Source organism: Bibersteinia trehalosi, assembly GCF_004346205.1.
Taxonomy (GTDB): Bacteria; Pseudomonadota; Gammaproteobacteria; order Enterobacterales; family Pasteurellaceae; genus Bibersteinia; species Bibersteinia trehalosi.
In genome coordinates this window covers 18,586-41,079 of the sequence record NZ_SMAM01000007.1, presented here as the reverse complement: position 1 = coordinate 41,079, position 22,494 = coordinate 18,586, and the positions used below count along the sequence as shown (strand labels likewise).

Genomic DNA, 22,494 nt, shown 5'->3' with positions numbered 1-22,494 from the left:
CCTTTTTTCAAACAAAAACGGGCAATAGTTTGGGGGATTTTATGGAAATTTCAAGAGGAATAATAGAATTTCAAGCGGTCACTTTCAGCCAGTTTTTTGCAAAACGCTAATAATTTGTAACAACTGGGTTAGCAAAATATCTCGTTTTTCTTACCGCTTAGTTACAGTTTTTTCCAAATTTGATCCAACGCAAAAGAATAAAAAACAATCAGCGAAATCAGTGGGATTTTTACTCCAAAAGCGTATTATTTTTACCAGTAAAATAATTTTAAAACTTTATGGAGAAACTAAAATGACAGCAAAAAAAGTGGTTGAAGCTCAACCGTATGATGCTCAAGTCGAAGTTAATGAACTGGTTGAACGCGGGCTTAAAGCATTGGATGCTTTCCGTCTACTTGACCAAGCCCAAGTCGATTACATTGTGGCGAAAGCCTCTGTTGCCGCTCTTGATCAGCATGGTGTGCTCGCCCAACATGCGGTAGAAGAAACAGGACGTGGGGTATTTGAGGATAAAGCCACTAAAAACCTCTTCGCTTGTGAATATGTCGTCAATAATATGCGGCATCTTAAAACCGCAGGTGTAATTAGTGAAGACGATGTCACTGGTATCACTGAAATAGCCGATCCTGTCGGGGTCGTTTGTGGTATCACTCCAACAACCAATCCAACCTCTACCACTATCTTCAAAGCACTCATCGCTCTCAAAACTCGTAACCCTATCGTTTTTGCCTTCCACCCTTCTGCACAACAATGCTCTGCACACGCAGCACAAATTGTCTATGATGCAGCTGTTGCGGCAGGTGCACCAAAAGATTGTATCCAATGGATTAAAACACCATCAATGGAAGGCACATCTTTATTAATGAAACACAAAGGCATTGCGACTATTCTTGCCACTGGCGGAAATGCTATGGTTGAAGCAGCTTACTCTTGTGGTAAACCAGCACTGGGCGTGGGGGCAGGCAATGTGCCAGCCTATGTAGAGAAAAGTGCTAAACTTAAACAAGCGGTGTATGACATTGTAATGTCAAAATCATTTGATAACGGTATGATTTGTGCCTCTGAGCAAGCCGCTATTGTAGATAAAGAGATCTACAATGAGTTTGTACAAGAGATGCAATCTTATGGCGTATATTTAGTTAATAAAAAAGAGAAAGCCCTGCTTGAACAATTTATTTTCGGGGTTGATAAAGCCGATAAAGCAAGCTGTGCAGGCGCAAAATTAAATTCGGCAGTAGTGGGAAAATCTGCCTTTTGGATTGCAGAACAAGCGGGCTTTTCTGTGCCGAAAAATACCAATATTTTATTGGCTGAGTGTAAAGAGGTGGGCGAACTTGAACCACTTACCCGTGAAAAACTTTCGCCTGTTTTAGCATTGTTAAAAGCCGATAATACCGAACACGGTTTACAACTTGCTGAAGCAATGGTGAATTTCCATGGCTTAGGACATTCGGCGGCAATCCATACCCAAAATAGCGAACTTGCTAAAACGTTTGGGGAACGTGTAAAAGCCATTCGTGTCATTTGGAACTCGCCTTCTACCTTTGGTGGTATTGGTGATGTTTATAACTCATTCTTGCCATCACTCACATTAGGTTGTGGCTCTTACGGTAAAAACTCTGTGGGCAACAATGTAAGTGCAGTGAACTTATTAAATATTAAACGGGTTGGCAGACGGAGAAATAATATGCAGTGGTTTAAAGTGCCATCAAAAATCTACTTTGAGCGCGATTCTATTCAATATTTAAAATCAATGAAAGATGCGGAAAAAGTCATGATCGTCACCGACCGAGCAATGGTCGATCTCGGTTTTGTCGATAGAATTACCGAACAATTACGCCAACGCCGTAATAAAGTTACCTACCAGCTGTTCTGCGATGTAGAGCCAAACCCAAGTATTGAAACCGTGCGTAAAGGCACAGAACTTATGCGTAGCTTCCAACCAGATACTATCATCGCATTAGGCGGTGGTTCACCAATGGATGCCGCCAAAGTGATGTGGCTTTTCTATGAACAACCAGAAGTCGATTTCCGTGATTTAGTGCAAAAATTTATGGATATTCGCAAACGCGCCTTTAAATTCCCACAATTAGGACGCAAAGCCAAATTTGTTGGGATCCCAACCACTTCGGGTACAGGTTCTGAAGTGACTCCATTTGCAGTGATTACCGATGGTGACATTAAATATCCTCTTGCGGATTATTCTTTAACGCCAACAGTCGCGATTGTCGATCCTGCATTAGTGATGTCTGTCCCACCCGCAGTTGCTGCTGATACCGGTTTAGATGTGCTCACACATGCAACAGAGGCTTACGTTTCTGTGCTTGCAAATGACTATACTGATGGCTTGGCATTACAAGCGATTAAATTGGTCTTTGAAAATCTTGAAAAATCGGTCAAAGAATTTGATGAAGTTGCACGTGAAAAAATGCACAACGCTTCAACCATGGCAGGTATGGCATTTGCTAATGCATTCCTTGGTATTTGCCACTCAATGGCACACAAAATTGGCGGTAAATTCCATACTATTCACGGTCGTACCAATGCTATCTTATTGCCACACGTTATCCGTTATAACGGTACTCGCCCAACCAAAGTGGCAACTTGGCCGAAATATACTGATTATGTGGCTGATCGCCGCTATCAAGATATTGCCCGCATGCTTGGCTTACCAGCAAGCACACCTGCTGAAGGGGTGGAATCTTACGCGAAAGCAGTGCACGATCTTTCTGTACGCTGTGGCGTGAAAATGTCATTAAAAGAGCAAGGTATTGATGAAAAAGCGTTCTTAGAAGCCCGTCGAGAACTGGCATTCAACGCCTTTGAAGACCAATGTACCCCTGCTAACCCACGTCTTGCGATGGTTGCGGATATGGAGGAGTTAATGACCAAAGCCTACTATGGCAAATAAGGCTTAGTACAATACAAGCACGGCATTATGTAGCCAATGCACCAAATGCCGTACAAGCGGGTATTTCTACCCGCTTTTTTGCAAAAAATTAAGGGAAAACAAGCGATTGTTTTCCCTTAATTTTCTTAAAACTTCACTTTATGCCCGTAACTTTCAATGATCAATTTAATATGCTCAAGACTCTCTTTTGTCGGAGGACGCACATCTTCTAGCTCATATTCTTCGCCTAATGTTTTCCACTTATGCGCGCCTAAACGGTGGTAAGGAAGCAATTCAACTTGTTCAATATTATCCATACCTTGAATAAATTGCCCAAGTAAATGTACATCGGCATCGGCATCAGTATATCCAGGTACAACCACATAACGAATCCATGTACGTTGATTGCGTTTTTGTAAATACCTTGCAAAATCTAGCGTCCGTTTATTCGATACCCCAATGAGATCTTTATGAACCTCTTCATTGAGCTGTTTGAGATCAAGCATGACTAAGTCTGTTACATCTAGCATTTCATCAACTAACTCACTGTAATGGCGTACAAAACCATTCGTATCTAAGCAAGTGTTGATCCCTTCGGCTTTACAGGCTCGAAACCAATCTCTAACAAATTCCATTTGTAGCACAGCCTCACCACCTGATGCTGTCACACCACCACCAGTAGCCCGCATAAAATGCTTATAGGTCACAACCTCTTTCATTAGCTCTTCAACAGAGATTTCTTTTCCCCCTTCTAAATCCCAAGTATCGCGATTGTGACAATATTTACAACGCATTAAGCAGCCTTGTAAAAAGAGAATGAAACGAATCCCCGGTCCATCAACTGTACCGCAAGATTCATAGGAGTGATAACGTGCAATAGCCATAAATATCCTTTTTATACTTCAACTAGCGCTATTATACGTTATTTTATGAGAGAAGGCGCGGAACTATTACACTTACCGACAAATCATTAACGTTAATGATGTGTATGATCTGAAAATGTCAGCATAAGTTGGCGTACCAGTGTAGGTGACCAGTAACGCCCACTAGTATTGAGTTTCGCAACTCCGTCTGAAGTGATTTTTAATAATGACAAAGACTGCCATTCATCCAGTAATTGCATTGCTTGTAGATTGCCTTGAAAAAGTGAGGTGTCTATCATACCCAGTTCCATATTATGCTGTACCTCACTCAATAACGATTTATTTACACCATGCTTACTCAAATAAGAAATGGCTTTCTGTTGAGGTTCTGTAGCCAAATATTCTGGCAAAGATGCCTGTACTTGAAAACTATAACCGCCAAAATTACCACCAGCACCAGCACCAAAAGCTAAGCAATCCATATTTGACTTAACTAGCGTATTATACCAATTTCGCTCTCCTCGCCCAGGATAAGCAAAGTGGTTATTGCTCACCTGTTGCCAATTTGCTTGTATTAACTTCTCTACCGCATAAGCATAGTGCTGAGATTGTATTTCAGCGCTAGCAGGCTGTGGCAAAGTACCATGCTGAATTAGGCGGTTAATTGGCAAAAATGGATAATTATTAAAAGCATAAATATCCAAGCCTGCAATAGGAAGCTGGCTTGCAAGCTCAATATCCTTCGCCCAAATTTCATCATTTTGGTTAGGTAAACCAAAAATAAAATCTGCAATAATCACAGCATTTAATTGACATAAGGCTTCCAGATAATGATAAGCCTGCTCACCACTATGCTTACGTCCTAAGCGTTTCCGCAACGCCGAATTAAATGTCTGCACGCCAATGGAAATCCGATTGACTCCAGCTTCTACACAAGCTGCTGCTTTTTCTAAATCAAAATGGCTAATACGTCCTTCTAAGGTAAATTCACAATCATCAGCCAAGGGCAAATAGTGATAACAAGCTTGAATTAAACGTACCAAATCTTCTTTATGTAATGCTGTTGGTGTGCCGCCACCAAAATAAACGGCTTTAATTTTGCCTTTCCCTTGGGATAGTGAGCGATCAAAGGCAAGTTCTTCTATCAATTTATCTGTATAAATCTTGCTGTAATCATCTTTCCAAGCATTCCGATAAAAACCACAAAAAACACAGTGGCTTGCACAAAATGGAATATGAATATAGGCAAGCGCATCTTCATTTAACGCACGACTACGCGCATTTAGCCATACTTGTTGCCACAATTCTGGTGTGACTGCTTCGCCTCCCCAAATTGGCATAAGTGCTTTTCGCTCAGGAAAAGCCGTTGGTGCAGCTTGGCATGGCTGCCAAGTTTGAGTTGTAATCATACTTTGAGTCCTCAATAACACGAATGAAAGTGAGCTTTATACCCGAACACAATATAAATGATATTGATTTCTATCAATGATTATCTATTTTGCTAACAATCGACATAAAAAACCGCTTGTAACCTTGGGCTACAAGCGGTTGAATACCATTCAGATTTTACAAAATGGATTACATACTCTCAGTGAAAGTACGGGTAATTACGTCCATTTGTTGCTCTTTGGTTAAAGAGTTGAAACGTACCGCATAACCTGATACACGAATGGTTAATTGCGGATATTTTTCCGGATTTTCCATTGCGTCTAACAACATTTCACGGTTAAGCACGTTTACATTTAAGTGCTGACCACCTTCCACTTCCGCTTCGTGGTGGAAATAACCGTCCATTAAGCCTGCAAGGTTGCGTTTTTGCGCTTCTAAATCTTTACCTAACGCATTTGGTACGATAGAGAAGGTGTAAGAAATACCATCTTTCGCATAAGCAAATGGTAATTTCGCCACAGAAGTTAATGAGGCTACCGCACCTTTTTGGTCACGTCCGTGCATTGGGTTTGCACCTGGGCCGAATGGTGCACCTGCACGACGACCATCTGGGGTGTTACCTGTTTTCTTACCGTAAACCACGTTTGATGTGATAGTTAAAACAGATTGAGTTGGGGTTGCATTGCGGTATGTACCCAATTTTTGAATTTTCTTCATAAAGCGCTCAACTAAGTCGCACGCAATATCGTCCACACGGTTATCATTGTTACCAAATTGTGGATATTCACCTTCAATCTCAAAATCGGTTGCCACGTTTTTCGCCACACCAATCACTTCGCCTGCTTTATTTTTGATTTCAATATCACTGCGAATTGGTTTTACTTTCGCATATTTGATTGCAGAAAGTGAGTCTGCCGCAACAGAAAGACCTGCGATACCACATGCCATTGTGCGGAATACATCACGGTCGTGTAATGCCATCAATGCGGCTTCATACGCATATTTATCGTGCATAAAGTGAATGATGTTTAACGCCGTCACATATTGGGTTGCAAGCCAGTCCATAAAGCCGTCTAAGCGTTGCATTACATCATCGTAATCCAAGTATTCGCTAGTGATTGCCTCTGTTTTCGGGCCAACTTGGTCGCCTGATTTCTCGTCCACACCACCATTGATTGCGTAAAGCAAGGTTTTCGCTAAGTTCGCACGCGCACCGAAGAACTGCATCTGTTTACCCACCACCATTGGGCTTACGCAGCACGCAATCGCATAGTCATCGTTGTTGAAGTCTGGGCGCATTAAATCATCGTTTTCGTATTGTACAGATGATGTTTCAATAGACACTTTCGCCGCATAACGTTTGAAACCGTCTGGTAGGCTTTCAGACCAAAGAATAGTTAAGTTTGGCTCTGGTGATGGCCCCATGGTGTAAAGGGTATGCAATAAACGGAAGCTGTTTTTGGTGACCAACGTACGACCGTCTAAGCCCATACCTGCGAAGGTTTCGGTTGCCCACATTGGGTCACCAGAGAATAATTGATCGTATTCAGGGGTACGTAAGAAACGCACCATACGTAATTTCATCACCAAGTGATCCATTAACTCTTGAGCTTCTTGCTCAGTAATTTTGCCGGCTTTTAAGTCACGTTCAATGTAGATATCTAAGAAAGTTGAAACACGACCAAACGACATTGCTGCACCATTTTGTGATTTCACCGCCGCCAAGTATGCGAAATAAACCCATTGTACCGCTTCTTGAGCGTTGGTTGCTGGTTTAGAAATGTCATAGCCGTAACTTGCTGCCATCTCTTTCATTTTGCCTAATGCACGGTGTTGCTCAGCGATTTCCTCACGTAATTGAATTGTCGCTTGGATATCTTGACCAGCTTCAAGACGAGCTTGAAGTGAATCGAATTGGCGTTTTTTGTCTGCCATTAAGAAGTCTGCACCGTAAAGTGCCATACGGCGATAATCCCCGATGATACGGCCACGACCGTAAGCATCTGGTAAGCCAGTAATTACGCCTGATTTACGGCAGCGTAAAATATCTGGGGTGTAAACATCAAATACCCCTTGGTTATGGGTTTTACGGTATTCAGTAAAGATATGTTCAATTTCTGGTTTAAGCTCACGACGATAAACTTTACAAGAGCCTTTCACCATATTGATCCCACCAAATGGCATAATTGCACGTTTTAATGGGGCATCCGTTTGTAAACCAACGATTTTTTCTAAATCTTTATTGATATAACCCGGTGCGTGTGAAGTAATGGTTGATGGCGTATCCGTATCAATGTCGTACGGCTCGTGGGTTTTGTTTTCCACTTTGATCATTTCCATCACATCATTCCAAAGTTTGGTTGTCGCTTCGGTAGCGTCTGCTAGGAATGATTCATCACCTTCATATGGCGTATAGTTTTTTTGAATAAAGTCACGTACATTGACTTCGGTTTGCCAATCGCCACCAGCAAAACCTGCCCACGCTTGTTGTTGAGCTTCATTTAATTGAGTCATTTTAAGTCCTCGTTAAATAAAAATAAGTGTTGATAATTATGAATGACAAGCGGTATGTTTTTGTCAAAAATCTACAAAATTTGACCGCTTGTTGGAAATTTTTATTCCACCTTGCCCTGATCCCTCTCTTTAGCAAAGAGGGGAGATTTCTAATGCTTTCTCAAATGCAAAAACCACTGCACCATTGCAATAAAGAATGCACCACCGACAATGTTACCCAGTGTCGCCCAAATTAGGTTTTTACTAATAAAATTCGCTACGGTTAAATCGGCAAACTGAGCTGGATCCATACCAATCATTGCCCAAAATTCAGGGCCCGCTGCACTATGAATCAAAATCCCCATTGGAATCATAAACATATTTGCCACACAGTGTTCAAAACCGCCCGAAACAAACATTGCAATCGGTAATACCATAATAAAGGCTTTATCGGTTAATGACTTGCCCGCATAAGCCATCCATACCGCAATACAGACCATTAAATTACAAAAAATCCCCAGATTGAAAGCTTCAAACGCAGTGTGATGGATTTTATGTTGAGCGGTGTTTAAAATGACCAATCCCCATTGCCCTTTTGCCGCCATTATTTCACCGCTAAACCACGTGAGTAGTACGATTAAAATCGCCCCAATAAAGTTGCCTAGATAAACCACTCCCCAGTTTTTCAACATTTGAGCAAGGGTAATACGTTTGCTTGCTTTGGCAATCACTGTCATTGTGCTTGACGTAAAAAGCTCTGCACCAAACACCACGCACATTGTGACACCTAATGAAAACACCACACCACCTAAAACCTTTGCCACACCCCACGGTAATTCGCTGGCTCCTACTTGGCTAGTCGCATAAAAGACAAACGCAATGGCAATAAATGCCCCTGCAGTAATCGCAGAAATAAAAGAATAGAATTGATGTTTGGTGGCTTTAGCAACTGCTGCATCTTCAGCAATTTTTGCCATTTCGGTAGGAGAATACATTTATTTTAAGTAATGAAAAAATAATTAAAACTGGTGGAATTATAATGAGGGCACATTTTACGCTCAAATGAAATGTGAACTTCATCACATTTTTTCTTGATCCATATCAAACCATGCCCAAAACCAAGCAAACGATTACTTTTTGGATACAAAAAAACAACATTTAGTTCACAAACAAATCGCTCAAGAAATCACAATTCCCATCAACCCGAAGAATTATGCAATTTAATTGGAATTATCAATAGCCCTAGAGCATCTAAGCATTTTTAAGCTAAAATGTGTATCGAATACACTTAACAAGGACAATAAATGAAGCAAGTGCCAGAAATTCTTGATGTAAAAGTTATCGCTAAAACCGCTATTTTCGAAGTGCAATCTGTTGAACTACGTTTTTCTAATGGTGCTGAGCGCACCTATGAACGTTTAACTCCGCAGCGACGGAGTTCGGTGATGATTGTCCCGATCCACAATAACCACATTATCTTTGTAAAAGAGTATGCAGTTGGTCCTGAACGTTATGAATTGACCTTTCCCAAGGGAATTGTAGATCAAGGTGAAGCGCCCATTGAAAGTGCTAATCGTGAGTTACAAGAAGAGATCGGATTTGCTGCTCGGAAAATTGAACCTCTCCGCCCACTTTATAGCGGCCCAAGCCATATGTATGGGCTAATGCATCTCTTTGTTGCCCAAGATCTCTATCCTTCTCAACTAGAAGGAGATGAACCAGAACCACTTGAGATTATTCATTATCCGCTAGAAAAAATAGATGAGCTACTTGCCGATCCAAATTTTGGAGAGTCGCGTAATCTTTCCGCATTATTTTTATTAAAAGAGTACCTAAAAAATGCACAATAAGGCAATTCTCTGGATTTTTCCCCTTCTTAGCCAACTCACATTTTTCTTACTGACTGGTGTTTTTGGCCATTTTTCGCTGACTAATTTTGCGATAGTTTTTTGCAGTGTTGCTATACCAGCTTTTTTCTTTGCTCTTATTTGCGTTAAATTTAATTATCATCGCCAGCATCTCTTTCCTATCGCATTTTTTAGCGGCTTAATCTTTTTTCTTTATGGCTTAATCATCATTCCTTTTGCCATTAGCAAGCCTGAAACAGATATTTCATTGATTGAACATAGTTTAATGCTCTTACTCTATACTTTCAGCTACGCCTTGGCAGCCATGATGTATGCATTGTTATGCTTACGCTTATTCCTACGCAAACGTTCAAGTCATTAACGACATTTCACTAAATTTACGGTATGATATGCCGTTTCTTTCCGGGGGTTTTATGCAGCAATTAAATCAAACACTTCTTGATCAGGTTCTCCACATTGCACAACAAGCAGGTGAGCACTTAAAGCGTTTCTATGCTTGCGCGGTTGAAGTACAAATTAAAGCCGATCACACCCCCGTTACAGAAGCAGATCTTTTTGTTAGCCAGTTTGTTATCGAACAACTGCAACAATTAACGCCAAATATTCCTATTCTTTCTGAAGAAGGGCAAAAAATTCCTCTGAGTGAACGCAGTCAATGGCAAGAATACTGGCTAATTGATCCCCTTGATGGCACACAACAATTTATCGATCGCACTGATCAATTTTCAGTCGTAATTGGCCTAGTGCAACACAATCGACCAGTGCTTGGCGTTATCCATTCCCCAATTCTAAATAAAACCTATTTTGCCTTAAAAGGACAAGGGGCTTTTCTATTGGAAAATGGTATCCGCACTCACTTATCCGGTATTTGCAAAAAATTACCAGAAAAGCACCGCTTACAAATTACTATTGGGAGCGTAAATATCCAAAAAATTGAGCCCGCAATTTTGCCCCCTTACCAAGCTAACTTCACTCGCTTTGGCTCCTGTAGTCTCAAGGCAGGCTTAGTCGCAGAAGGCAAAGCTGATTGCTATATCCGCTTAGGAGCAACTGGAGAATGGGATACGGCTGTGCCCGAAATTTTACTAGCAGAATGTGGTGGTGAAATTTTTGATTTAAACTTTCTACCGCTAACTTATAACCAGCGTGAGACCTTTATTAACCCACCGTTTATTATGGTTGGGAACAAACAATATAACTGGCAACAAGTATTCGCTTTTCATCGCCAGTAAATCTATTTTTAGGAGAGCTTTTATGAACGCAGATAATACCTGCATTGTGATTTTTGGTGCGTCAGGCGATCTGACTTACCGCAAGTTAATTCCCGCCCTTTTTCATCTTTACCGTATTGGCAGACTATCCGAAAACTTTTCTGTACTCGGCGTTGCTCGTTCGGAATTAAATGACATCAGTTTTCGTGAAAAAATGTTCAATGCCCTGCAAAAATCAGAAAATGCAAGCGGTGAAATTTTAGAAAAATTTTGCGAACATCTTTACTATCAAGCAGTAAATACTGCTGATGCTGCAGACTATGCCAAATTACTCCCACGCTTAAGCGAACTGCACGAAATCTACCAAACTCAAGGTAATACCCTTTACTATCTTTCTACCCCACCAAGCCTCTATGGTGTAATTCCAGAGTGTCTTGCAGCTCACGGCTTAACTACCGAAGAGAATGGCTGGAAACGCATTATTGTGGAAAAACCATTTGGCTATGACATTGAAACAGCCAAAGCACTCGACATTCAAATTCATAAATATTTTGCTGAACACCAAATCTATCGTATTGACCACTATCTTGGCAAAGAGACAGTGCAAAACTTATTAGTGCTACGTTTTTCTAACGGTTTGTTTGAACCGCTTTGGAACCGTAACTTTATTGATTATGTAGAAATTACGGGAGCGGAGAGTATCGGCGTTGAAGAGCGTGGCGGTTACTACGATGGCTCAGGTGCAATGCGTGATATGTTCCAAAATCATTTACTACAAGTTTTAGCAATGGTGGCAATGGAACCGCCGGCAATTATCAATGCTGATTCAATGCGTGATGAAGTCGCAAAAGTACTACACTGCTTACACCCGCTTTCAAGTGATGATATCAAAAATAACCTTGTGTTAGGGCAATATGCTCGTGGTAAGGTTGATGGGGAAGAAGTCCTTGCATACTTAGAAGAGAAAGGCGTACCGGCTGATTCAAATACCGAAACCTATATGGCATTACGTTGTGAAATCGACAACTGGCGCTGGGCTGGCGTACCGTTCTATGTTCGTACAGGTAAGCGTTTACCGGCCCGAGTCACCGAAGTGGTGATTCACTTTAAAACTACGCCACACCCTGTATTTAGTCAAAATGCACCCGATAATAAATTGATTATCCGTATTCAACCCGATGAAGGGATCTCAATGCGTTTCGGCTTGAAAAAACCAGGAGCAGGTTTCGAAGCAAAAGAAGTCTCAATGGACTTCCGTTATGCAGATCTCAGCTCGGCTTCTAGTTTATTAACGGCTTACGAACGCTTACTACTTGATGCAATTAAAGGGGATGCGACCTTATTTGCCCGAACAGATGCAGTACACGCTTGCTGGCGTTTTGTGCAACCTATTTTGGATTACAAAGCTAAAAGTGGCAGGGTCTATGAATATGAAGCTGGCACCTGGGGGCCCTCTGAAGCAGATAAATTAATCGCTAAACACGGTAAAGTATGGCGTAAACCGTCAGGATTAATGAAGAAAAAAGTTTAAATGGTTGTAGGGGCGTACATCGTACGCCCATAATCACAAAAGAACGTATGACATACGCCCTCACAAATGGAACATCAAATGAATACCCAAATTTTCCCCACCGCCCAAGCAGCGGTAGAACAAATTGCTAAAGAGTTTATCGAATACAGTCATCAAAACCGTCCTGTACATATTTCCCTTTCTGGTGGTTCAACCCCCAAATTATTATTCAAAACCTTAGCTCAAGCCCCGTTTAATACCGAAATTCAATGGCAAAATCTACACTTTTGGTGGGGCGATGATCGAATGGTTGCCCCAACCGATCCCGAAAGTAACTACGGCGAAGTGCAGAAATTACTGTTCGATCACATCGACATTCCAAGCGAAAATATTCACCGCATTCGTGGTGAAGAAAATGCGGAACAAGAACTTGCAAGATTTTCGCAAGAATTGACCGCTTGTGTGCCTAACTTGGCGTTTGATTGGATTATTTTAGGCATGGGAACCGACGGACACACCGCTTCACTTTTCCCACATCAAACCGATTTCAACGATCAAAATGTTGCTGTCATTGCCAAACATCCTGAAACTGGGCAAATCCGCATTTCCAAAACCGCTTCACTCATTGAAAAAGCAAAACGCATTACTTATTTGGTTACAGGAGCAAGCAAAGCAGAAATTTTAAAAGAAATCCAAACCACACAGGCAGAAAATCTACCTTATCCAGCAGCCAAAATTCAGGCGAAAGAGGGAGTAACGGAATGGTATTTGGATAGTGAGGCTGCGAAAGATCTTTAACAACAAGTTTTAGCTATGTTCAACCTTAACAATAAAATCTTTACAGCTTTGCAAAATAGTGAAAATGGAGAAGTGAGTAATCAAACCCATTTCTTCTATTTTCAGCAAGACAACGTAATTTGGGCTGAATATCACGGTGGGGAAATTTTAAAGGGATTTTTAATTGGTAAATGGATTTCAGATAGCCAAATTAAGTTTAGTTACCAACATTTAAATCATCAATTAGAAAATCGTCTCGGGCATTGTGTAACAACATTTTCTGTGGAAAATGGAAAATTAGTTGGCTATGAACATTGGCAATGGCTTGATACATTGGAAACGGGGCAATCCCAAATTATTGAAATAGATACAGCGGCATTACACAGCCAAATGGCAGTGTAATTTATTTTAGGTCAATAAATATTAACAAGCGGTCAAATTTGCAAAAAATGTTACCAATTTGACCGCTTGCATAGAATCAAAAACAATAGGAGCAAACAATGTCACAAAAAGGCGATATCGGCGTTATCGGTTTAGCGGTAATGGGCCAAAATTTAATTTTAAATATGAACGACAACGGCTTTAAAGTGGTAGCGTATAACCGTACTACTTCAAAAGTGGATGAGTTCTTAGCAGGTGCGGCGAAAGGCACAAATATTATCGGTGCTTATTCGTTAGAAGATTTAGCGGCGAAATTAGAAAAACCGCGTAAAGTGATGTTAATGGTGCGTGCCGGTGAAGTAGTGGATCAATTTATTGATGCATTACTACCGCACTTAGAAGAAGGCGACATCATTATTGATGGTGGTAACTCAAACTACCCTGATTCAAACCGTCGTGTTAAAGATTTAGCGGCGAAAGGTATTCGTTTTATCGGTACCGGTGTTTCAGGCGGTGAAGAAGGTGCACGTCACGGGCCTTCTATTATGCCGGGCGGTAACATTGAAGCGTGGGAACACGTTAAACCGATTTTACAAGCAATTTCAGCGAAAACCGACAAAGGCGAGCCTTGCTGTGACTGGGTGGGTAAAGAAGGTGCGGGTCACTTTGTGAAAATGGTTCACAACGGTATCGAATACGGTGATATGCAGTTAATTTGCGAAGCTTACCAATTCTTAAAAGACGGTTTAGGTTTAAGCTACGATGAAATGCAAGCGATTTTCCAAGAGTGGAAAAAAACTGAATTAGACAGCTACTTAATCGACATCACCACCGATATCTTAGGTTACAAAGACGAAGACGGCACACCGTTAGTTGAGAAAATCTTAGATACCGCTGGTCAAAAAGGCACAGGTAAATGGACTGGTATCAATGCGTTAGATTTCGGTATCCCATTAACCCTAATCACTGAATCAGTATTTGCTCGTTGCGTCTCTTCATTTAAAGATCAACGTGTGGCGGCTTCTAAATTATTCAACAAAACGATCAGCCCTGTTGAAGGCGATAAAAAAGTGTGGATTGAAGCGGTACGTCGTGCGTTACTTGCTTCAAAAATCATTTCTTACGCACAAGGCTTTATGCTCATTCGTGAAGCGTCAGAAAACTTTGGTTGGGATATTAACTATGGTGCAACCGCACTTTTATGGCGTGAAGGTTGTATCATTCGTAGCCGTTTCTTAGGCAACATTCGTGATGCGTATGAAGCGAATCCAGACTTAGTATTCTTAGGTTCAGATGACTACTTTAAAGGCATTTTAGAAAATGCGATGGCAGACTGGCGTAAAGTGGTAGCGAAGTCTATCGAAGTGGGTATCCCAATGCCATGTATGGCGTCTGCGATCACGTTCTTAGATGGTTATACTTCAGAGCGTGTGCCAGCAAACTTACTGCAAGCACAACGTGACTACTTCGGTGCGCACACTTATGAGCGTACTGACAAACCACGCGGCGAGTTCTTCCATACTAACTGGACAGGTCGTGGCGGTAACACAGCATCAACCACATACGATGTGTAATTAATACAATAGCTAAGAGGGGAATTTATTTTCCCCTCTTTTTTCATTAAAATTTCATTTTCTTTCTATATTTGGAGTTTATCTATGAAAAAATTATTTGCACTATCAAGCATTATTTTTGCTTTAACCGCTTGCTCTCAGGAGCCAGCAAACCCACACCACAATCAAGCATTAGAAACAGCGATTCAAGAGTGCCACAAAGCACACCAAGGACACGAGGCTGTGCATAATTGCTTGGCACAACGTGGTTTTGAAATGCCTAAAAACCATCCGCCAATGCATCATCACTCAAACCCTGAATTAGCAAAAGCAATGAAAGAGTGCCATCAAGGCTTAACGAGTAAAGACGATATGGCAAAATTTGAAGCTTGTTTAAAAGCAAAAGGCTTTGAAAAACCTGCCAATCACGCCAAAACACATTGATTAACTAAAAGGCGGTATTTTCCGCCTTTATTTATGCTTTTGGCACAATACCGCGTTGCCGTTTATCTTGTAAAGATGGCTTTTGGTAGGCTAATCCATCATTTGTTTTATCAAGAAAGAAATTTCGATACTCCCCCACCCACATTGCTGTTGCCCCACAAACCGCCACAGGCATGACAACCAAATTAATAAATGGAATTACCATAAACAAACTAACCAATGCCCCAAAAGTAAAATTCATTACTCGCTGTTCCTTCAATGCGTTTCGCATTCTGGCAAAACTAATTTTGTGATTATCAAACGGGTAGTCGCAATACTGAATAGCCAGTAACCACGCGCTAAAAATAAAAGCCAGCACAGGCACAACAGTTTGCCCCAATACAGGAATAAACCCAAGAATAAACAGAGCAAGCAGCCGTGGTAAGCTATAGAGCATTTTGCGCCATTCCCGAGCTAACATTCTTGGCACATCTTTAAGTAATTCAGTAAAACGCATTTCTGCTAAATTTTCCCCTGTGAGCTGTTGCTCAACTTTTTCGGCTAATAATGCATTAAAGGGGGCTGCAATAAAATTAGCTAACGTGGTAAAAGCAAAGTAAAAGCCAACTAAAATCAGCAAAAAGATAAGTGGAATAAGGACAACACTAAGCCACTCCAACCACGAAGGCAGAAGACTTTCCAGTAATCCACCGATGTTGGCAAAGAAAAGCCAAATTAAACCTGCCATCAAAAGCGCATTAATCAATATAGGAAAAATAACAAATGGCAGTAATTGGCGTTGGAAAATCAATTTCCAGCCATGTATAAAATATTGTAACCCTAAGCCTGCTTGGCTTTCTGGTGTATTAAATACAGAAGACATATTCAACCTTTTGTTCTCAAAATTTGCAGAGAAGTATGGTAAGCTATGCAACGTTTTTCGCAAAGTGTGAAAATCTTATTCTGATGATTATTTGAGCTATGAGGACAAAATGGAAACATCAACGCTTTTCTTTATTCTAGCTGGGTTACTAATTGCGTTTTTAGTGGGCTACAGTCTATGGTCTGCACGTCGTGAAAAATCACGGGTTTTCTCCAATACTTTTTCGACTCGCCCCGTATCAGCCCCTGTCGGCTCACAAAGCAATGCGGAAATTCCTAGCACATTAAAACCGGAGGGCTTTAGCCAGCAAACTCAAGCCAATGAATTTGATAGTCCTGAGCGTTGGCAAGCTGAGCAGCAAGAAATTGATAATCAGGTTCGTGAAATCAATATTAAACTACCAAATCAAGCTGAAAATAATATTGCCCAGCCACAAGCAAATATTTTTACCCAGCAAGTTGAAGTACAACCTGTTGCACAAGCAGAATATGTGGAAGAAACCCAAATTCGCCTTCAGAGTGAAAATGAAAACAGCGTAACTGAGCCTGTGCAAGAACCGAATAGCACAGAAAATACGTCTGAAAATAATATGCTAACCCTCTATGTTGTCGCACCAGAAGGTGGCTATTTCAACGGCTTAAATGTGGTACAACATTTAGAAAATTTAGGCTTGCAATATGGCGAATACCATATTTTCCATCGTCATATTGATAACACTGATAGTCCAATACTCTTTAGCGTTGCCAATATGATGCAACCAGGTGTGTTCGATTTAAATAACATCGAAAACTTTGCAACCGTTGGCTTAGTCTTCTTTATGCACTTACCATCACCAACTAACGATTTGGCTAATTTACGCATTATGATCAATACAGCTGATAGCCTCGCACAATCACTCGGGGGATTTGTATTAAACGATCAACAACAGATCTTTGATGAACGTTCTCGCCAAGAGTATGTGCAGCGTATTCGTGCCCAATAATTTGTAAAAAAATCTATTTTCCTGACCGCTTGAACAAGCGGTCTTTTTTATCAAGTATTTTACCAATGAGCATTCAAACCCAATTAGAGCAACTGCGTAAAACCTTACGCAACTATGAGTATCACTACCACGTTTTAGATAACCCTCTCGTTCCCGATGCGGAGTACGACCGTTTAATGAATGAGCTGAAAAATCTAGAATGGCAACACCCTGAATTCATTACGCCAGATTCACCTACTCAGCGTGTCGGAGCCAAACCACTCGATGGCTTTGCCCAAATTCAGCATGAATTACCAATGCTTTCTCTCGACAACGCTTTTAACGAGGAAGATTTAGATGGTTTCCTAAAAAGGATTGAAGATCGTATTGGGGTTAATGCCAATAAATTGGAATTTTGTTGCGAACCAAAATTAGACGGTTTGGCCGTGAGTATTCTCTATGTGGACGGTATTCTGACCCAAGCGGCAACTCGTGGCGATGGCACAACAGGCGAAGATATTACGGCAAATATCCGCACTATTCGTAACATTCCGCTTAAGCTCAACACACCAAACCCGCCACATCGTTTAGAGGTGCGTGGTGAAGTCTTTATGCCGCATAATGGTTTTGAAAAACTCAATCAAACCGCACTAGAAAAAGGCGAAAAAACCTTTGCCAACCCACGCAATGCAGCAGCAGGATCGCTACGTCAGCTCGACCCTAAAATCACTCGCCAACGTTTGCTTATGCTTAATGCTTACAGTATCGGTATTTTTGAAAGTGATGATGAATTACCAAGCACCCATCATGCCCGTTTACAATGGCTGAAAGAGCTAGGCTTAGCAGTAAACAATGAAATTCGCCTTGCTAAAGGTAAACAAGCATTACTTGATTTCTATCACACTATCGGGCAAAAGCGCAGCTCACTCGACTATGATATTGACGGCACCGTTTTAAAAGTGAACGATATTGCTCTACAAGAACAGCTTGGCTTTATTTCTCGCGCCCCACGCTGGGCAATTGCCTACAAATTCCCCGCGCAAGAAGAGATGACGGTGCTAAACGATGTGGAATTTCAGGTGGGCAGAACAGGGGCTATTACCCCAGTGGCAAAATTAGAACCCGTATTTGTCGCAGGCGTAACGGTGAGCAATGCCACACTACACAATGGCGATGAAATTGAACGCCTCGGCATTTCGATTGGCGATACGGTGATTATTCGCCGTGCAGGTGATGTGATTCCACAAATTGTCGGCGTGGTCTTAGAACGACGCCCTGATTTTGCAAAAAAAATCGAATTTCCAACCGCTTGTCCCGTGTGTAATTCTGCGGTGGTTCGGGTGGAAGGCGAGGCTGTGGCACGTTGTACCGGTGGTTTATTCTGCGAAGCCCAACGCAAAGAAGCCTTAAAACATTTTGTTTCCCGTAAAGCGATGGATATTGATGGCGTAGGCGAAAAACTGATCGAACAGCTAATGGAACGCGAGTTAGTGCATACCCCTGCAGATCTGTTTAAACTCGATCACACGACACTCATGCGTTTAGAACGAATGGGCGAAAAATCGGCACAAAATGCACTAAACAGTATCCAAAATGCCAAAAATACGACCCTTGCCCGTTTCTTATTCGCACTGGGGATTCGTGATGTCGGCGAAGCAACCGCACAAAATCTGGCTAACCATTTCGGTACACTAAATAAAATCCGCCAAGCTACTTTTGATGATTTGCAAGCCGTGCAAGATGTGGGCGAAGTGGTGGCAAACCGCATTGTACGTTTCTGGCAAGAGCCTCATAATGTAGAAGTGGTTGAAGACTTAATTGCTCAAGGGGTAAATTGGGCAGATGTGGTAAAACAAGAAATTGCAGATAACCCTTTAAAAGATAAAACAGTCGTGCTAACAGGTACACTCACTCAACTTACCCGAGATCAAGCTAAAGCTATTTTACAAGGCTTGGGCTGTAAGGTATCTGGTAGTGTTTCTAGCAAAACGGCTTATCTCATTGCAGGGGAAAAAGCAGGCTCAAAACTTGCTAAAGCACAAGAGTTAGGAGTGCCAGTACTCAGCGAGCAAGATTTAATCCAACTTGCGGAGCTTTAATTTTAGGAGAAAGATAAATGGCAGATCCACATATTAAATCACCCATGGATTTTTGGGATTATCTTACAGTAATCATCTACCGTAATGGCTTTGTGCTAGCCGCAATAATGTTATTACTTCTGCCTTTTCAATCTTCTATGGCTCAGGTTGGATTACTCATCGCTGGCACAATGCTCGCCTCTTCATTACATCTGTATCTGAAAAATTTCCGCTATTTATTTCAATTTGTGATGTGGATAGGCTTGCTTTGCCAAGTTTTTAGCGTAGAAAATTTGGCTTTGGGGGCGAGTTTTTTTGTACTAGGTGGGTTATGCTATAAAGAGTATTTTTGCTTCCGAGTGTGGGGATTGAATTTCCAGCCGATTTTGCTTGCCATTTTATGGTTTGCTATCGTTTTGCAAATTTATTGGTTATTTTTACCGCTTGCTATTTTGTGTAGTATTTTAACCTTATTTTTAAGTGTACAGAAATGGCGAATGCCGTTGCATTTTGATATTGGGGACAAAGGAAAATATCAGGTTTAATTTCCCCCTACTACGCAAGATACTTCCCTCAGAGAAGAAAGAAATGAAAAATAAAGGGGCGTTAAACGCCCCTTTATTTTTACTTATTTTTGACTATCCTGATGAGTCTTTGCTGCTTTTACAAAGCCTTCAAACAGTTTGTGTCCATCCCGAGGTGTTGAGTTGAACTCTGGGTGAAATTGTGCGGCAATAAACCATGGGTGATTTGGCACTTCGATAATTTCAACCAGTTTACGGTCTGCGGATAAACCACTGACTTTTAACCCCGCTTTTTCAATTTGCGGTAAAAGTAAGTTATTCACTTCATAACGGTGGCGGTGACGCTCATAAATGGTTTCCGCACCATAGACTTCTCTTGCTTTTGAGCCTTCCACTAAATGGCAAGCTTGTGAGCCTAAACGCATTGTGCCGCCTAAATCTGAATCATCAGAACGCTGTTCAACATTACCTTCAGCATCTTTCCATTCGGTAATTAAGCCGACTACTGGATATTTGCAATCTTTATCGAACTCAGTGGAGTTTGCACCTTCTAAGCCAGCGACGTTACGCGCATATTCAATTAAGGCAATCTGCATACCTAAACAGATCCCTAAATATGGCACTTTGTTTTCACGGGCATATTGGGCGGTCATAATTTTACCTTCTACCCCACGATAACCAAAACCACCCGGCACTAAAATTGCATCTACCCCTTTTAATACATCAACACCTTTGGTTTCCACATCTTGCGAATCAATGTACTTGATATTCACCGTTAAACGATTTTTTAAGCCCGCGTGTTTTAAGGCTTCGTTTACCGATTTATACGCATCTGGCAATTCCACATATTTGCCCACCATACCGATAGTGACTTCGCCTGTTGGGTTGGCTTGTTGGTAAAGCACTTGTTCCCATTCAGATAGATCCGCTTCTTTTGCTTTTAAGTGGAAACGATCACACACAAATTGATCTAAGCCTTGTGATTTGAGTAATGCTGGAATTTGATAAATAGAGCCTACGTCTTTTAAAGAGATGACAGCACGCTCAGGCACATTACAGAACAAAGCAATTTTTGAACGTTCGTTCGGTGGAATCATACGATCTGAACGACAGATCAATACATCGGGTTGAATACCGATAGAAAGCAACTCTTTCACTGAATGCTGAGTTGGCTTGGTTTTTACTTCGCCTGCAGTTGGGATATATGGCACAAGCGTTAAATGCATAAATAAGGTTTTTTCACGACCAACATCAACCGCCAATTGACGCAATGCTTCAAGGAATGGTAAGGATTCAATATCGCCCACAGTACCACCCACTTCAATAATCGCCACATCAAAGCCTTGTGAGCCTTCGATGACACGGTCTTTAATTTCATTGGTAATGTGTGGGATAACTTGAATGGTCGCACCAAGGTAGTCGCCACGACGCTCTTTACGTAATACTTCTGAGTAGATTTTACCACTAGTAAAGCTGTTCGCTTTGGTCATTTTAGTGCGGATAAAACGCTCATAGTGACCTAAATCTAAGTCGGTTTCTGCACCGTCTTCAGTCACATACACTTCACCATGCTGGGTTGGGCTCATTGTACCCGGATCGACATTGATATAAGGGTCTAATTTCATCATCGTGACTTTTAAGCCACGCGCTTCAAGAATAGATGCAAGAGACGCTGCCGCAATGCCCTTCCCTAAAGAAGAAACCACACCGCCCGTCACAAAAATATAATTCGTTGTCATTTTGGCTGCCTTTTATTGGGATAATCAGAATTGAATGAAGAATGGTTTTGTACCATCAAGACGGGAGCATAGTTTACAGGATTTTTCAGCTTAAGGCTATGTCTATTTCCGTAACTGCTGCCAGACTTGCTCAGCCCCTTGCCACACACCATGATCAAAACAGTAGGTATATTTCATCGGCAAGGTTGCAAGCGGTTTATTTTGATACATTTTTTGCAAAATAGGGTGTTTGAGTAACTCTGCTCGTTCATTATACCCTTGCCGATCCGCAAGTTTAATCAGCACATTCGGTTGAGCGAGAATGAGTTTTTCCAATGAGAAATTTTGTTCGGTTAAATCACTTTTTAATGGCGTTAAGCCTAACAATTTCAATAGTGTTTGATATTGAGGTAAATGGGCATACACCATACCCGTCTCAGAAAGAAAAAGTGTATCTGTAAGCGGTTGATTTAGCTGAAAATTTTGCAAACGCAAATGGGAAACGATCTTTTCTGCATAGGCTTGATTATTAGTGAGCTTGCCTAACTGCAACATCAACTCAAATAGCTCTTCCGCCGTTTGAGGATTATCATTTAGCGGAAAAAGTTTAAATCCATAGGCTTTAAGCTGATTCACTAACTGGGGATAAAAGGTTTCATTAAGCAAAATCGTTTTGTCTCGATAAGGCAGCAGATCCAGCAGTTGTGGCTCAACGACAGGCTTATCAATATTGACCTTATCTAACATCATCAACGGCTTTTTAGAATAGGGTGACATTGCGGCTATTTGTTCAGAGCGAGCAAATTCCGCTAATAAACGGTCGCTACATAGATTGAGCGAGACGAATTGTTCTGAATAAGCAAATGTGGATAAAAAAGAGAGAAGTAATGAGAGCTTTTTCATTGCTTTTATTATATTACCGACAACGCCTTCGGCATAATCGGTTATCTAAATTCGGCGGTGTCTTATATC

18 protein-coding genes and 1 pseudogene are annotated in these 22,494 nt (G+C 41.3%); 12 read left to right on the top strand and 7 right to left on the bottom strand.

What is annotated here, in order from left to right; translation table 11 throughout:
* Positions 1 to 292 precede the first annotated feature (292 nt).
* Positions 293 to 2,911 carry a bifunctional acetaldehyde-CoA/alcohol dehydrogenase gene (adhE, locus tag EDC51_RS08160; protein ID WP_131928656.1) on the top strand — a complete coding sequence of 873 codons (2,619 nt, stop codon included), beginning with the start codon at positions 293 to 295 and terminating at the stop codon, positions 2,909 to 2,911.
* 125 nt (positions 2,912 to 3,036) lie between these two features.
* On the opposite strand, the gene pflA is transcribed toward adhE, so the two are convergent.
* The 4 genes and pseudogenes from pflA to focA form a co-directional block, all read right to left on the bottom strand.
* On the bottom strand, positions 3,037 to 3,774 hold the full coding sequence (gene pflA / locus EDC51_RS08155; RefSeq protein ID WP_015432023.1) for a pyruvate formate lyase 1-activating protein: 738 nt from the start codon (positions 3,772 to 3,774) through the stop codon (positions 3,037 to 3,039).
* 116 nt (positions 3,775 to 3,890) lie between these two features.
* Positions 3,891 to 5,162 (bottom strand): annotated as a pseudogene (hutW, locus tag EDC51_RS08150) (heme anaerobic degradation radical SAM methyltransferase ChuW/HutW); the annotation flags it as partial.
* A gap of 169 nt (positions 5,163 to 5,331) precedes the next feature.
* Positions 5,332 to 7,656, bottom strand: coding sequence for a formate C-acetyltransferase (pflB, locus tag EDC51_RS08145; protein WP_025289050.1), 2,325 nt, complete (start codon positions 7,654 to 7,656; stop codon positions 5,332 to 5,334).
* Between the two features lie 149 nt (positions 7,657 to 7,805).
* Positions 7,806 to 8,630 (bottom strand): formate transporter FocA, encoded by an 825-nt coding sequence (gene focA, locus EDC51_RS08140; protein WP_131928654.1) that lies wholly within the window; start codon positions 8,628 to 8,630, stop codon positions 7,806 to 7,808.
* Positions 8,631 to 8,939: 309 nt separating this feature from the next.
* Between focA and nudE the strand changes: the two genes are divergently transcribed.
* From nudE to EDC51_RS08100, 8 genes are all read left to right on the top strand, one after another.
* Positions 8,940 to 9,485, top strand: coding sequence for an ADP compounds hydrolase NudE (gene nudE, locus EDC51_RS08135; RefSeq protein WP_015432019.1), 546 nt, complete (start codon positions 8,940 to 8,942; stop codon positions 9,483 to 9,485).
* Positions 9,475 to 9,864, top strand: coding sequence for a hypothetical protein (locus tag EDC51_RS08130; protein WP_025267252.1), 390 nt, complete (start codon positions 9,475 to 9,477; stop codon positions 9,862 to 9,864). Before nudE ends, EDC51_RS08130 begins: the two co-directional genes overlap by 11 nt.
* Before the next feature lie 52 nt (positions 9,865 to 9,916).
* Positions 9,917 to 10,735 carry a 3'(2'),5'-bisphosphate nucleotidase CysQ gene (cysQ, locus tag EDC51_RS08125; RefSeq protein ID WP_015432017.1) on the top strand — a complete coding sequence of 273 codons (819 nt, stop codon included), beginning with the start codon at positions 9,917 to 9,919 and terminating at the stop codon, positions 10,733 to 10,735.
* A 22-nt stretch (positions 10,736 to 10,757) separates the two neighbouring features.
* On the top strand, positions 10,758 to 12,245 hold the full coding sequence (gene zwf, locus EDC51_RS08120; RefSeq protein WP_015432016.1) for a glucose-6-phosphate dehydrogenase: 1,488 nt from the start codon (positions 10,758 to 10,760) through the stop codon (positions 12,243 to 12,245).
* Between the two features lie 78 nt (positions 12,246 to 12,323).
* On the top strand, positions 12,324 to 13,022 hold the full coding sequence (gene pgl, locus EDC51_RS08115) for a 6-phosphogluconolactonase (RefSeq protein ID WP_131928653.1): 699 nt from the start codon (positions 12,324 to 12,326) through the stop codon (positions 13,020 to 13,022).
* A 15-nt stretch (positions 13,023 to 13,037) separates the two neighbouring features.
* Positions 13,038 to 13,403, top strand: a complete 366-nt coding sequence (locus tag EDC51_RS08110; RefSeq protein WP_131928652.1) for a n-acetylglutamate synthase — start codon at positions 13,038 to 13,040, stop codon at positions 13,401 to 13,403.
* Positions 13,404 to 13,501: 98 nt separating this feature from the next.
* Positions 13,502 to 14,956, top strand: a complete 1,455-nt coding sequence (gnd, locus tag EDC51_RS08105) for a decarboxylating NADP(+)-dependent phosphogluconate dehydrogenase (protein ID WP_131928651.1) — start codon at positions 13,502 to 13,504, stop codon at positions 14,954 to 14,956.
* An 84-nt stretch (positions 14,957 to 15,040) separates the two neighbouring features.
* Positions 15,041 to 15,379, top strand: a complete 339-nt coding sequence (locus tag EDC51_RS08100) for a hypothetical protein (RefSeq protein WP_064318217.1) — start codon at positions 15,041 to 15,043, stop codon at positions 15,377 to 15,379.
* 31 nt (positions 15,380 to 15,410) lie between these two features.
* Here EDC51_RS08100 and cysZ read toward each other — a convergent pair whose 3' ends face one another.
* Positions 15,411 to 16,241: a sulfate transporter CysZ gene (gene cysZ / locus EDC51_RS08095; RefSeq protein WP_131928650.1), complete on the bottom strand. Its 831-nt coding sequence runs from the start codon at positions 16,239 to 16,241 to the stop codon at positions 15,411 to 15,413.
* A gap of 109 nt (positions 16,242 to 16,350) precedes the next feature.
* On the opposite strand from cysZ, the gene zipA reads away from it, so the two are divergent.
* The 3 genes from zipA (at position 16,351) to EDC51_RS08080 (ending at position 19,825) form a co-directional block, all read left to right on the top strand.
* Entirely contained in the window at positions 16,351 to 17,223 is an 873-nt protein-coding gene (zipA, locus tag EDC51_RS08090) for a cell division protein ZipA (RefSeq protein ID WP_015432010.1), read from the top strand.
* Between the two features lie 65 nt (positions 17,224 to 17,288).
* Complete coding sequence (ligA, locus tag EDC51_RS08085) at positions 17,289 to 19,301, top strand: NAD-dependent DNA ligase LigA (RefSeq protein WP_131928649.1); 2,013 nt, start codon at positions 17,289 to 17,291, stop codon at positions 19,299 to 19,301.
* 17 nt (positions 19,302 to 19,318) lie between these two features.
* Complete coding sequence (locus EDC51_RS08080; protein ID WP_131928648.1) at positions 19,319 to 19,825, top strand: DUF2301 domain-containing membrane protein; 507 nt, start codon at positions 19,319 to 19,321, stop codon at positions 19,823 to 19,825.
* Between the two features lie 83 nt (positions 19,826 to 19,908).
* Here the strand turns inward: EDC51_RS08080 and pyrG are convergent, their stop codons facing one another.
* The gene (gene pyrG, locus EDC51_RS08075; RefSeq protein ID WP_131928647.1) at positions 19,909 to 21,543 is read right to left on the bottom strand and encodes a glutamine hydrolyzing CTP synthase; all 1,635 of its coding nucleotides are present in this window, start codon (positions 21,541 to 21,543) and stop codon (positions 19,909 to 19,911) included.
* A 102-nt stretch (positions 21,544 to 21,645) separates the two neighbouring features.
* Positions 21,646 to 22,425, bottom strand: coding sequence for a TroA family protein (locus EDC51_RS08070; RefSeq protein WP_131928646.1), 780 nt, complete (start codon positions 22,423 to 22,425; stop codon positions 21,646 to 21,648).
* Positions 22,426 to 22,494: the final 69 nt, after the last annotated feature.

Excerpts from the sequence above, each read along its gene's own strand:
- zipA (WP_015432010.1), top strand. The coding sequence starts at position 16,351 with ATGGAAACATCAACGCTTTTCTTTATTCTAGCTGGGTTACTAATTGCG.
- nudE (WP_015432019.1), top strand. The coding sequence starts at position 8,940 with ATGAAGCAAGTGCCAGAAATTCTTGATGTAAAAGTTATCGCTAAAACC.
- pyrG (WP_131928647.1), bottom strand. The coding sequence starts at position 21,543 with ATGACAACGAATTATATTTTTGTGACGGGCGGTGTGGTTTCTTCTTTA.
- ligA (WP_131928649.1), top strand. The coding sequence starts at position 17,289 with ATGAGCATTCAAACCCAATTAGAGCAACTGCGTAAAACCTTACGCAAC.
- gnd (WP_131928651.1), top strand. The coding sequence starts at position 13,502 with ATGTCACAAAAAGGCGATATCGGCGTTATCGGTTTAGCGGTAATGGGC.
- cysQ (WP_015432017.1), top strand. The coding sequence starts at position 9,917 with ATGCAGCAATTAAATCAAACACTTCTTGATCAGGTTCTCCACATTGCA.
- EDC51_RS08070 (WP_131928646.1), bottom strand. The coding sequence starts at position 22,425 with ATGAAAAAGCTCTCATTACTTCTCTCTTTTTTATCCACATTTGCTTAT.
- adhE (WP_131928656.1), top strand. The coding sequence starts at position 293 with ATGACAGCAAAAAAAGTGGTTGAAGCTCAACCGTATGATGCTCAAGTC.
- cysZ (WP_131928650.1), bottom strand. The coding sequence starts at position 16,241 with ATGTCTTCTGTATTTAATACACCAGAAAGCCAAGCAGGCTTAGGGTTA.
- pgl (WP_131928653.1), top strand. The coding sequence starts at position 12,324 with ATGAATACCCAAATTTTCCCCACCGCCCAAGCAGCGGTAGAACAAATT.
- EDC51_RS08080 (WP_131928648.1), top strand. The coding sequence starts at position 19,319 with ATGGCAGATCCACATATTAAATCACCCATGGATTTTTGGGATTATCTT.
- pflA (WP_015432023.1), bottom strand. The coding sequence starts at position 3,774 with ATGGCTATTGCACGTTATCACTCCTATGAATCTTGCGGTACAGTTGAT.
- pflB (WP_025289050.1), bottom strand. The coding sequence starts at position 7,656 with ATGACTCAATTAAATGAAGCTCAACAACAAGCGTGGGCAGGTTTTGCT.
- EDC51_RS08100 (WP_064318217.1), top strand. The coding sequence starts at position 15,041 with ATGAAAAAATTATTTGCACTATCAAGCATTATTTTTGCTTTAACCGCT.
- zwf (WP_015432016.1), top strand. The coding sequence starts at position 10,758 with ATGAACGCAGATAATACCTGCATTGTGATTTTTGGTGCGTCAGGCGAT.
- focA (WP_131928654.1), bottom strand. The coding sequence starts at position 8,630 with ATGTATTCTCCTACCGAAATGGCAAAAATTGCTGAAGATGCAGCAGTT.
- EDC51_RS08110 (WP_131928652.1), top strand. The coding sequence starts at position 13,038 with ATGTTCAACCTTAACAATAAAATCTTTACAGCTTTGCAAAATAGTGAA.
- EDC51_RS08130 (WP_025267252.1), top strand. The coding sequence starts at position 9,475 with ATGCACAATAAGGCAATTCTCTGGATTTTTCCCCTTCTTAGCCAACTC.